At 62.5% G+C, this 12,717-nt stretch carries 6 protein-coding genes; 4 read left to right on the plus strand and 2 right to left on the minus strand.

Annotation, left to right across the window (positions count from 1 at the left end; all coding sequences use genetic code 11):
* The first annotated feature begins 7 nt into the window (after positions 1–7).
* From nirB to LGL98_RS09830, 3 genes are all read left to right on the plus strand, one after another.
* Entirely contained in the window at positions 8–4,075 is a 4,068-nt protein-coding gene (gene nirB / locus LGL98_RS09820; protein WP_136032258.1) for a nitrite reductase large subunit NirB, read from the plus strand.
* Positions 4,075–6,675 carry a nitrate reductase gene (locus LGL98_RS09825; RefSeq protein ID WP_136032261.1) on the plus strand — a complete coding sequence of 867 codons (2,601 nt, stop codon included), beginning with the start codon at positions 4,075–4,077 and terminating at the stop codon, positions 6,673–6,675. Before nirB ends, LGL98_RS09825 begins: the two co-directional genes overlap by 1 nt.
* Before the next feature lie 151 nt (positions 6,676–6,826).
* Positions 6,827–8,209, plus strand: a complete 1,383-nt coding sequence (locus tag LGL98_RS09830; protein ID WP_136032263.1) for a YchO/YchP family invasin — start codon at positions 6,827–6,829, stop codon at positions 8,207–8,209.
* On the opposite strand, the gene narL is transcribed toward LGL98_RS09830, so the two are convergent.
* Both narL and narX read right to left on the minus strand, forming a co-directional pair.
* Complete coding sequence (gene narL, locus LGL98_RS09835) at positions 8,206–8,856, minus strand: two-component system response regulator NarL (protein ID WP_002910198.1); 651 nt, start codon at positions 8,854–8,856, stop codon at positions 8,206–8,208. The two genes, LGL98_RS09830 and narL, sit on opposite strands and share 4 nt — an antisense overlap.
* Positions 8,857–8,866: 10 nt before the next feature.
* Complete coding sequence (gene narX / locus LGL98_RS09840) at positions 8,867–10,645, minus strand: nitrate/nitrite two-component system sensor histidine kinase NarX (protein WP_136032265.1); 1,779 nt, start codon at positions 10,643–10,645, stop codon at positions 8,867–8,869.
* A gap of 311 nt (positions 10,646–10,956) precedes the next feature.
* Here narX and LGL98_RS09845 point away from each other — a divergent pair, with 311 nt between their 5' ends.
* On the plus strand, positions 10,957–12,345 hold the full coding sequence (locus LGL98_RS09845; protein ID WP_136032266.1) for a NarK family nitrate/nitrite MFS transporter: 1,389 nt from the start codon (positions 10,957–10,959) through the stop codon (positions 12,343–12,345).
* The last annotated feature ends 372 nt before the right edge of the window (positions 12,346–12,717 follow it).

The raw sequence follows: 12,717 nt of genomic DNA on the forward strand, positions 1-12,717 counted from the left end.
GGCGGTCATGACGCGGCGACTGGTGGTGATCGGTAACGGCATGGCGGCCACCCGGCTGGTGCAGCGGCTGGTTGAGCGCGACCCCGCGCGGTTTGCCATTACCGTCGTCGGCGACGAGCCGCACCCGGCCTATAACCGCATTCAGCTCTCGCCGCTGCTGGCAGGTGAAAAAACGGCGGCGCAGATCCCGTTGCTGCCGGCGGAGTGGTATACCCGGCACGGGGTGTGCCTGCGGTCTGGCGAGGCGGTCGATGAAGTCGATATTCAGCAACGGCGGCTGCGCATCGCGGAAACCTGGCTGCCGTGGGATGAACTGGTGTTCGCCACCGGTTCGCGGCCCTTTATCCCGCCGCTGCCGGGCATTGATCGTCCGCAGGTTATGCCCTTCCGCACCCTGGCGGACGTGGAACGTATTCTGGCGATACCCGGCCCGGCGGTGGTGATTGGCGGCGGGGTGCTGGGGGTGGAAGCGGCGGCGGCGCTGCGTCGTCACGGCGGAGAGGTCACTCTTCTGCATCGCGGCAGCGGATTAATGGCGCCGCTGACCGACGCTTTTGCCGCCGATGAGCTCAGGCAGCAGCTTGAAGCGCGCGGCATTCGCTGCGTGCTGGCGTGCCGCATCGCCGCCATCGACGCCGATGGCGTGCGGCTGGCGGACGGGCGCGTATTCCGCGCCGCCAGAGTGGTGCTGGCTACCGGCGTGCAGCCCGACAGCCGTCTGGCGGCGCAGTCCGGCGTGCTGTGCCAGCGGGGGATCGTGGTCGACCGTCAGATGGCCTCCTCGCTGCCGGGGATCAGCGCCATCGGCGAATGTTGCGAAATTGACGGCCAGACCTGGGGGCTGGTGGCTCCCTGCCTGCGTCAGGCCGAGGTGCTGGCGGATCGCCTGTGCGGCGCCCCCGGCGAGGGCTTTGTCTGGCAGGACGCCGGGACCCGCCTGAAGGTCACCGGCATTGAACTCTTTAGCGCTGGCGAGCAGCAGCCCGGCGAACAGGATGACATTTATACCAGCTGGGACCCCATCGACCGCCACTATCGCCGCCTGCTGCTGCGCGATGGCCGCCTGCGCGGCGTGCTGCTGATGGGCGACTGCACCGCCGCCGCCGCGCTTACCGCGCGCCTGGAAAGCGATGAGCCTGTCACCGTGGACTGGCTTTTTGACCCCTCTTCAACGCAGCCGCAGGCTGCAGGAATAATGACGATGACGAAACCTGTATTAGTGCTGGTGGGACATGGCATGGTCGGCCACCATTTTCTCGAACAATGCGTGAGCCGCAATCTGCATCAGCAATATCGAATCGTGGTGTTTGGCGAAGAGCGTTACCCCGCCTACGACCGGGTACATCTCTCCGAGTATTTTGCCGGACGCAGCGCCGAGTCGCTGTCGCTGGCGGCCGGGGATTTCTTTATTGAACACGGTATTGAACTCCGCCTCGGCGAGGCGGTGGCGACCATCGACCGCGACGCACGGCTGGTACGGGACGCCGAGGGGCATGAAATCCACTGGGATAAACTGGTGCTGGCGACCGGCTCGTATCCCTTTGTTCCGCCAATCCCCGGTAACGATCTCGCGGGGTGCTTTGTCTACCGCACTCTTGACGATCTCGACCGTATCGCCGCCCATGCCGCCGCGGCGAAGAGCGGGGTGGTTATCGGCGGCGGGCTGCTCGGGCTGGAGGCGGCCAACGCCCTGAAACAGCTGGGGCTGGAGACGCAGGTGGTGGAGTTTGCCCCGAACCTGATGGCCGTCCAGCTGGATAACGGCGGGGCGGCGATGCTCCGGGAGAAGATTGTCGCCCTCGGCGTGGGGGTGCATACCAGCAAAGCGACCACCGCCATCGTGCGCGAGGCCGACGGCCTGCGGCTGAACTTTGCCGACGGCGGCGCGTTGCGGACCGACATGGTGGTCTTCTCGGCGGGGATCCGCCCGCAGGACGCGCTGGCCCGCGGCTGCGCGCTGCAGGTGGGCGAACGCGGGGGAATTCACATCAACGGCCAGTGCCGCACCTCTGACCCGGACGTGCTGGCGATAGGCGAATGCGCCCTGTGGGACAATAAAATTTACGGTCTGGTGGCGCCGGGCTATCAGATGGCGCGCATCGCTGCGGCCACTCTCGCAGGAGAGGACGCCTGCTTTAGCGGCGCCGACATGAGCACCAAACTGAAGCTGCTGGGGGTCGACGTGGCCTCGTTTGGCGATGCGCAGGGGCGCACGCCGGGCTGTCAGAGCTATCAATGGACCGACGGTCCGCAGCAGATTTACAAAAAAATCGTCGTCAGTCAGGACGGCAAAGCCCTGCTTGGCGGCGTGCTGGTGGGGGATGCCAGCGACTATGCCACGCTGCTGCAGATGATGCTGAACGGCATGGCGCTGCCGCCGCGTCCGGAGAGTCTGATCCTGCCCGCGCTGGAGGGAGCCGCGCCGAAGGCGCTCGGCGTCGCGGCGCTGCCGGACAGCGCGCCGATCTGCTCCTGCCATAACGTCAGCAAAGGCGATATCTGCCAGGCGGTGAACAATGGGGCGAGGGATATGTCGGCGATAAAAAGTTGCACCAGAGCGGCTACCGGCTGCGGCGGCTGCAGCGCGCTGGTGAAACAGGTGATGGAGTATCAGCTGGCGGAGCAGGGCGTCGAAGTGAAAAAAGACGTTTGCGAACATTTCCCGTGGTCGCGCCAGGAGATCTACCACCTGGTGCGGGTTAACCATATCCATACCTTCGAGCAGTTGATTAGCCGCTACGGCCAGGGGCACGGCTGCGATGTCTGCAAACCGCTGGTGGCCTCGGTGCTGGCCTCCTGCTGGAACGAGTACCTGCTGAAGCCGGCGCACCTGCCGCTGCAGGATACCAACGACCGCTATTTCGCCAATATCCAGAAGGACGGGAGCTATTCGGTGGTGCCGCGGATGGCGGCAGGGGAAGTGACGCCGGACGGACTGATCGCCATCGGGCAGATCGCCAAACGTTACCAGCTCTACAGCAAAGTGACCGGCGGCCAGCGCATCGACCTGTTTGGCGCGCGGCTGGAACAGCTGCCGGCTATCTGGCGCGAGCTGGCCGACGCCGGGTTTGAAACCGGCCACGCCTACGGCAAGTCGCTGCGCACGGTGAAATCCTGCGTCGGCTCAACCTGGTGTCGCTACGGCGTGCAAGACTCCACCGGGCTCGCGGTACGGCTCGAGCATCGCTATAAAGGGCTACGCGCCCCGCACAAAATCAAGATGGCGGTCTCCGGCTGCACCCGCGAATGCGCTGAAGCCCAGGGGAAAGATATCGGGGTGATTGCCACCGACAAAGGCTGGAATCTGTACGTCTGCGGCAACGGCGGGATGAAACCGCGTCACGCCGACCTGTTTGCCAGCGATCTCGACGAAGCGACGCTGATCCGCAGCATCGATCGTCTGCTGATGTTCTATATCCGTACCGCCGATCGCCTGCAGCGAACCAGCACCTGGATGGATAACCTGGAGGGCGGCGTCGCCTATCTGCGGCAGGTGGTGCTGGAGGATAGTCTTGGCATTGGCGAGGAGCTGGAGCAGGAGATGGCCCGGATCGTCGACAGCTACCAGTGCGAGTGGCAGACCACCCTCAACGATCCGCAGCGTCTGGCGCTGTTCCGCTCCTTCGTTAATAGCGACCAGCCCGACGAGGCTGTGCAGCGCCGCGATCTGCGCGGTCAGCCGCAGCCGCTGCTGACTGAGACGTTGCCCGAAGGCGAACTCCCATCCCGACCGTGGCAGGCGGTATGCGATCTTGACGCCATTCCGGCGCAGGCGGGGATCGGCGCCCGCTTAGGGGAGCGGCAGATTGCCCTGTTCCGCTTCGGCGAGCGGGTCTACGCCCTCGACAACCGCGAGCCGGGCAGCACGGCCAACGTGCTGTCGCGTGGGCTGTTAGGGGACGTCGGCGGCGAGCCGGTGGTGATCTCCCCGCTGTACAAACAGCGGATACGCCTGCGCGACGGCTGGCCGTGCGACGGCGACGAACAGGCGGTACGCGCTTGGCCGGTGAAAGTAGAAAACGGCAAAGTGTGGGTGGGCAACCAGCAGCTGCTGGCCCGCGCGGAGGCCTCCTGATGAAGACCATCCGAACGACCTGCCCCTACTGCGGCGTAGGCTGCGGGGTGCTGGCGAGCGTGGACGACGCGGGGCAGGTGAGCGTGCGTGGCGACGATCAGCACCCGGCGAACCTTGGCCGTCTGTGCGTCAAAGGGGCAGCCTTAGGGGAGATCACGGGCCTGGCGGGGCGGCTGCTGACGCCGGAGGTCGACGGCCAGCAGGTAGCCTGGCCTCAGGCGCTGGCGGAAACCGCTGCGCGCCTGCGACAGATCATCGACCAGCACGGACCGCAAGCTGTGGCCTTTTACGCCTCCGGCCAGCTGTTAACGGAGGATTACTATGCCGCCAATAAGCTGATGAAAGGGTTTATCGGCGCGGCGAACATCGATACCAATTCACGGCTGTGCATGTCGTCAGCGGTCACTGGCTACAAGCGGGCCTTTGGCGCCGACGTGGTGCCCTGCAGCTACGATGATGTGGAAAACAGCGATCTGGTGGTGCTGGTCGGCTCGAACGCCGCCTGGGCGCATCCGGTGCTGTTCCAGCGGCTGACGCAAGCGAAGCGGGATAATCCCCGATTGCGGATCGTGGCGATCGACCCCCGACGCACCGCTACCTGCGAGATCGCCGACCGCCATCTGGCGCTGGCCCCGGGAAGCGACGGCGGGTTGTTTGCGGGGCTGCTTAACGCCCTGGCTGAGGCAGGAGCCTGCGTCGATGGCTTTCGCGACGGCCCACAGGCACTGGCCGCCGCCCGCGGCTGGGACGTGGCAAGGGTGGCGGCCTTTTGCGGTCTGCCTGCCGATGAGGTGGCGGGATTCTATCGCGAGTTCATCGCCGCCCCGCGGGCGATCACCCTTTACACCATGGGAATCAATCAATCCGCCAGTGGCAGCGACAAATGTAACGCCATCATCAACGTCCATCTGGCCAGCGGGAAGTATGGCCGCCGCGGCTGCGGCCCCTTTTCGCTGACCGGTCAACCCAACGCCATGGGCGGCCGCGAAGTCGGCGGGCTGGCGACGATGCTGGCGGCGCACATGGATTTTGTGCCAGACGATCTGCAGCGGCTGGCCCGCTTCTGGGGGACGGAACGGCTGGCGCAGACCCCCGGGCTGACCGCCGTGGAGCTGTTTGCCGCCATTGGCCGCGGCGAGGTCAAAGCGGTCTGGATCATGGGTACTAACCCGGTGGTGTCGCTCCCTGACAGCCACGCGGTGAGCCAGGCGCTGGCCGCCTGTCCGCTGGTGATCGTCTCGGATGTCGCCGCCCAGACCGATACCGGACGTTTCGCCCACATCCGCTTTCCAGCGCTGGCCTGGGGCGAGAAGAATGGCACGGTCACCAACTCGGAGCGGCGGATATCCCGTCAGCGCAGCTTTCTGCCGCCGCCGGGGGAGGCGAAAGCGGACTGGTGGATCATCGCCAGAGTGGGCCAGGCGCTGGGGTATCGCGAGGCGTTTGCCTGGCAACATCCGCATGACGTCTTCCGCGAGCATGCGGCGCTGTCCGGTTTCGAAAACGACGGCCAGCGGGCGTTTGATATCGGCGCGCTGGCGGATCTCAGCCGTGAGGCGTGGGATGCCATGCCTCCGATGCGCTGGCCGGTCAGCCGCAGCGAGGCCGCCTGGGATATCACGCGCGGCTGGCATGGCGATGGCAGGCTGCGGATGGTGCCGGTGACGCCTCAACCGACCCGGGCGACAACCGATGCCTTTTATCCGCTGATCCTCAACAGCGGGCGGATCCGCGATCAGTGGCACACCATGACCCGTACCGGCGCGGTGCCGCGGCTGATGCAGCATATCGCGGAGCCAATGGTGGAGGTGGCGCCGCAGGATGCCGTTCGCTATCAGCTTCCCGCTGACGGGCTGGCGCGGATCTGGTCGCGGCATGGGGTGATGGTGGCGAAAGTGGCGATCAGCGAAGGGCAGCGCCCCGGCTCGCTGTTTGTTCCGATGCACTGGAACAACCAGTTTGCCCGTCAGGGGCGGGTGAATAACCTGCTGCCCGCCGTCACGGACCCGTATTCCGGCCAGCCGGAAAGTAAACAGGCGGCGGTGGCGATCGCCGCCTGGCAACCGGCCTGGCACAGCGAGCTTTTTTGCCGCGAACCGCTACCATTTCCTGCGGCCTGGCACTGGCGGCGGCGGGCGGCGCCAGGCGTGCTGCACTACTCGCTGGCCGGGGAGGCATCTGCCCGACAGTGGCTCAGCGCGTGGTGCGCCCGGCGCGGCTGGCAGTTACAGGTGGCTGACGGCGGCGCGGTGTGGAACCTGCTGGCCTGGCATCAGGGAAGGCTGATGCTCGGCTGGTGGAGCGATGCGCGCGAGCCGGCGGTGGATTGCGCATGGATAAGCGCTGCCTTTGCCGCGCCGCCGTCCGATGCTGTCCAACGACATGCCTTGCTTAGCGGCCGACCGGGCGCCGCCGTCGCGCCGCGGGGGCGGATCGTCTGCAGCTGCTTTGGGGTGGGGGAATGGTCAATTAACGAGGCCATCGCCAGCGGCTGCGCCAGCGTCGGGGCGCTGGGTGGGAAGCTGAAATGCGGGACCAACTGCGGCTCTTGCGTGCCGGAGCTCAACGCGCTGCTGGCGGCGCAACGCACCCGGGCGTAACGGTGGCGCGCAGTGATGCCTCCGGTTGGGCGGCACCTTACCCAACCGGTTTCAGCATATTCCTGGAATTGCCCACAGGGCTGCGGGAGCAGGGAAAAAACGATAAACTAACACTTCTTCCCATTTTTGTGAGCTTGCGCAAACTCTGTTGATGCCTGTGTCGTTCCGTTTGTTGCCAACGTTGACCTTTCTCCTGCTGCTGCCAGGCGCGTCCGTCTGGGCGCTGACCGCCAGCGACACCACCCGCCCCGCGCAAGCGCAAGATCCGCTGCCCGATATGGGGATTGCTCCGCAGGTTGATGACGACGCCCGGCACTTTGCCGAAGTGGCAAAGAAGTTTGGCGAGGCCAGCATGAGCGACAATGGTCTGACGGCGGGCGAACAGGCGCAGCTGTTTGCCATCAGTAAAATCGGCAATGAAGTGAGTCATCAGCTGGAAAGCTGGCTCTCGCCGTGGGGCAACGCCAATGTCGACCTGCTGGTCGATAAAGAGGGGAAATTCACCGGCAGTAAAGGGAGCTGGTTTGTGCCGTTGCAGGATAACGATCGTTATCTGACGTGGAATCAGTACTCGGTGACCCGGCGCGAGCACGATCTGGTGGGCAACATCGGGCTTGGCCAGCGCTGGCGGGTCGGCGGTTGGCTGCTGGGCTATAACTCGTTTTACGATAAAGTGCTGAGCGAAAGCCTGGCGCGCGGCAGCGTCGGCGCCGAAGCGTGGGGAGAATATCTCCGCCTGTCGGCAAACTATTACCATCCGCTAGGCGACTGGCAGCTACGCGATAATCAGACTCAGGAGCAGCGGATGGCCGTGGGGTATGACGTCACCGCCCAGGCGCGGCTGCCGTTCTACCAGCACATCAACACCAGCGTCAGCGTCGAACAGTATTTCGGCGACAGCGTCGATCTGTTTCACTCCGGCACCGGCTACCATAATCCGGTGGCCGTCTCCGTCGGACTCAATTACACCCCGGTCCCGCTGGTCACCGTGACCGCTAAGCATAAACAGGGGGAAAATGGCGTCAGCCAGAACAACGTGGGCCTGAAGCTCAACTACCGCTTTGGCGTGCCGCTGAAACAGCAGCTGGCGGCGGATGAGGTGGCGATCAGCAACTCGCTGCGCGGCAGCCGCTTCGATAGCCCGGAGCGGGATAATCTGCCGGTGGTGGAGTATCGTCAGCGCAAAAATCTGACGGTCTATCTGGCCACGCCGCCCTGGGATCTGCAGTCCGGGGAGACGGTGCAGCTTAAGCTGCAGATCCATAGCCTGCACGGCATCAAGGCGCTGCACTGGCAGGGGGACACCCAGGCCCTCAGCCTGACGCCGCCGGTGGATGCCAGCAGCCCCGATGGCTGGAGCGTCATTATGCCGGTGTGGAACAGTGAACCGGGCGCCGCAAACCGCTGGCGCCTGTCGGTGGTGGTGGAGGATAAACAGGGGCAGCGCGTCTCCTCCAATGAGATCGCCCTGGCGCTGACCGAGCCGCTGGTGAAGTTCACCGCGCCAGGCGTCTCCTGGACGGACTCGCCTTAGAAGATTCGCTCCTGATGGACCCATACCGCGGCTTCCACCCGGGATTTGAGCTTCATTTTCTTCAGCATGTGCTTCACGTGTACCTTGACGGTGCTTTCGGTGATATCCAGGCGACGGGCGATCATTTTGTTCGGCAGTCCCTGGGCGATCAGCTTGAGGATGTCGCGCTCGCGCGGGGTCAGCTGGCTGATATCGCGATCGGAGGTGGCGCGGTTGGCGCGCAGGCTGGCGGCCAGTACCGGGGTTAATGCTTCACTTAACACCATCTCGCCGGCAGCCGCCTGCTGCAGCGCTTTCAGCAGATCTTCCGGTTCCATGTCCTTCAGCAAATAGCCATCGGCGCCGCGCTTCAGAGCGGTGACAACGTCCTCTTCATGGTTGGAGACGCTGAAGACCACCACCCGGCCAGAAAGGGATTTCTCACGCAGCTTGTCCAGCGTCTCCAGACCGTTCATGCCCGGCATATTGAGGTCCAGCAGGATCAGGTCAGGATCCAGCGACTCTGCCAGCTCGATACCTTGCGCGCCATTGCTGGCCTCGCCAATCACCTGGATGTCCGGCGCCATGCTGATCAACTGCTTCACGCCGGTGCGCAGCATCGGATGGTCGTCAATGAGAAGGATGGTTGCCCGTTCCTGTTGACTCATGAGGGTCTCCTTATTGGATGGTAAACGTTTTTTCCGGGATAAACGTGACGATTACTTCGGTTCCACCGGTTTCCCGGCGTCGTACCTGACAGTCACCGCGCAAGCTCTGGGCGCGATCCCGCATGATAATTAAACCGTAATGATTACTCCGCTCGGCGTGATCCGGCACGCCGCGACCGTTATCTGCCACCACCAGACGAACCTGATTATCGCGTTGTGACACTGTCACGGTTACTTCGGTCGCGCTGGCATGCTTCAGAGCGTTGCTCAACGCTTCGCGAGCGATCTGTAGCAGGTGGATCGCCTGATGCGACGGCACAAAGCGTGGCGGGAGCTGGTAATCAAGCTGTACCGTAAAGCCGAAGTGGGCGCTGTACTCCTGACAGCTGGCCTCCAGCGCCGGGCGCAGCCCCGGCTCGGTCAGCTGCAGGCGGAAGGTGGTTAACAGCTCCCGCAACTGGGCCCAGGAGGTATTTAGTTCGTTACGTATCTGCCCCAGCAGCTGGCGGCTCTCCGTCGGCAAAGCGTCGCCTTGCATCTGCAGACAGCTGACCTGCATCTTCATACAGGATAGCGACTGGGCGATGGAGTCGTGCAGCTCGCGGGCGATAGTGGCCCGCTCTTCCATGACGATCAGCTGCTGCTGCTTCTCCTGATGGCGGTCCAGCGCCAGGGTGCTGGTCAGCTGTTCCACCAGGGTATCCACCAGCTGTTGCTGATCGTGGCTGAGATGGCGGCCAACCGGCAGCGTCGCCAGCAGGATGCCGTACTGATTATGCGCATCCGACAGCCGCCACTTCAGCGTTGTTCCGCCATCCGGCAGCGGCGGTAGGTTGCGTGGGCAGAGGTAGCAGCCTTTATCATCACATTCATCATCCGAGTGGCAGGTAAACTCCTGGTGATTATCTTCGTCTTCCAGGTCGTAGACTCGTACCTCGATATCGCGCAGCAGCGTTAGCCCCTGCAGGCCATTCAGTACCGGTGAAATGCGTTCGCAGAGCGGGGCGCTAGAGTGCAGCCGGCGGTTGGCCTGCCATAAGAAAGCGAGGATCTCGTTCTTCTGTTCCAGCCCGGCGGTCTTCTCCTGTACCCGCCGCTCGAGCACGGCGTAGCTTTCCGCCAGCTCTTCCGACATGTTATTCAGCGCCATGCCGAGGGTCGCCATTTCGTTGCGTCCGCTAATGTGCGCCCGCTGGGTGAAATCACGCTGACTCACCGCTCGCGCCATGCTCAGCAGCTGTTTCCACGGCCGCAGCAGGCGGGCGCGTAGCCAGATGATGGTGAAGATCAGCAGCAGCGCCATACCAATGGCGAGGATGCGATGGATCCAGACCACCCGTTCGATACGCTGCTCGGTGGTGTGGTCGAATGCGGTGACCAGCTGGTCGATACGATCGACAAAGTCGGCGACATCCTGCGCCACTTCCGCCTGATTGACCGCGCGCTGCATGCCGGGGGCCAGCGCCAGCTGCCAGTACTGCTGCAGGGCTTTAAGCTGGATTTCCTGGCCGTCGCGGCGGGCGGAATTTTGCAGCTCCGGGCTGAAGACGGTGGCGGTCATGTCCGCCACCAGTTTTTGATCGTTTTCATTCAGCGGGATTGCCGCCAGCAGCCGGTAGCTTTGCATACGCAATGAACCGGCCTTGTTAATGGCGTGCGCGCTGCCCTGCACGCCGTTCACCAGGCGCGCTGAAATCGCCATGCCGGCGACGCCAATAATCGTGGCGAGCAGCACGATTAACGCCAGTTGATTGACCAGCGTCAGCGGGGTAAAAAGACGTTTTAACATGGAATGCGTGGCTCCTGACCGGTCATGTCTCCGGGAGTGGCGCTTATTCTCGGCTATCCCCTGGAGTATACCCATACCCCCAAAGAGTTACTCCTTAATTGTCGGTGGTAGGTGGCATTGGGGGTGGGATTAAACGCAACCCGGCAGCCACGTGAAAAACCACACTTTTTTCCCCACCATTTTCTACTCACTTCGGGGCATGGTCTATTTTTGCACAAATTAGTGCGTGCTTTTCCTTTGATTTATATCAACTTACCGCTCCGGGCAACCCCTAAGGTAGCGGCAGGAAATATGAATAATCAGAGGTATCTATGAGTCAATCTTCCCTCCCGGAGAAGGCTAACCGCTCGGTCATTACCGACTGGCGGCCTGAAGATCCTGAATTCTGGCAACAGCGTGGCCACCGTGTGGCGAGCCGCAATCTATGGATCTCCGTTCCCTGTCTGTTACTGGCGTTCTGCGTGTGGATGTTGTTCAGCGCGGTTGCCGTTAACCTCAATAAAGTAGGCTTTCAGTTTACAACCGATCAGCTGTTTATGCTGACCGCGCTACCGGCGCTGTCAGGCGCCTTATTGCGCGTGCCTTACGCCTTTATGGTGCCGCTGTTCGGCGGCCGTCGCTGGACGGCGTTCAGCACCGGGATCATGATTGTGCCGTGCGTCTGGCTGGGCTTCGCGGTCCAGGATACCTCCACGCCGTTTAGCGTCTTCGTGATTATCTCTCTGCTGTGCGGTTTCGCCGGAGCCAACTTTGCCTCCAGTATGGCCAACATCAGTTTCTTCTTCCCGAAAGCGAAGCAGGGCGGAGCGCTCGGTGTTAACGGCGGCCTCGGTAATATGGGCGTCAGCGTGATGCAGCTGGTCGCGCCGCTGGTGGTCTCGATCTCTATCTTTGCCGTTTTTGGCGGTAACGGCAGCGAGCAGCCGGATGGCTCGATGCTGTATCTGGAAAACGCCGCGTGGATCTGGGTACCTTTCCTGATTATTTTCACCCTGGCGGCGTGGTTCTTTATGAACGACCTCTCCGCTTCCAAAGCGTCGCTGAGCGAGCAGTTGCCGGTACTTAAGCGCCTGCATCTGTGGATTATGGCGCTGCTCTATCTCGCGACCTTCGGTTCCTTTATCGGCTTTTCCGCCGGATTCGCGATGCTGTCAAAAACCCAGTTCCCGGATGTGCAGATCCTGCACTACGCCTTCTTCGGCCCGTTCATTGGCGCGCTGGCGCGTTCAATGGGCGGGGCGATCTCTGACCGCCTCGGCGGGACCCGCGTGACGCTGGTCAACTTTGTGGTGATGGCTGTCTTCTGCGCGCTGCTGTTCCTGACCCTGCCGACCAACGGCCAGGGCGGTAACTTTATCGCCTTCTTCGCAGTGTTTATGGTGCTGTTTCTGACCGCCGGGCTGGGCAGCGCCTCCACCTTCCAGATGATCTCCGTGATCTTCCGTAAGCTGACTATGGACCGGGTGAAGGCCCAGGGCGGCAGCGAAGCGCAGGCGATGCGCGAGGCGGCGACCGATACCGCAGCGGCGCTGGGCTTTATCTCCGCCATTGGCGCTATCGGCGGCTTCTTTATTCCGAAAGCGTTCGGCATCTCGCTGGATCTGACCGGCTCGCCGGCCGGAGCGATGAAAGTGTTCCTCGTGTTCTATATTGCCTGCGTGGTGATTACCTGGGCGGTATATGGCCGTAAGCGTCAGTAATCGGCCGCGGTAACGTTGGCGTATAAAAAGGCGCGCTCCCCACGGAGGCGCCTTTTTTAATCGCTTAATTAGTTACAACATACTTATGTAGGATATTGTCCGCATCGACCGCAGAGCCAGAACAGGTGGGCTTGTCAGGGGAACGGCTCTACCCCTTAATACCTCCGGTGTTAACAAATCCCACCGCAAGGATGTTTTTTAAGCTAAAAAACATTAAAAAACAATAAGTTAAAAAATTATATTTTATACCACCTTGGTGGTAATCGAGGTTTTGCCCTGCATTAACAAGCCCGTTCGGATTGATCGCTATCAATTCTCGCCCTCTTTCATAGCGTTACCTTCGCTGCAAATCCAGCAATGTCGATTTATCAG

This window comes from Klebsiella africana, from assembly GCF_020526085.1.
GTDB lineage: Bacteria > Pseudomonadota > Gammaproteobacteria > Enterobacterales > Enterobacteriaceae > Klebsiella > Klebsiella africana.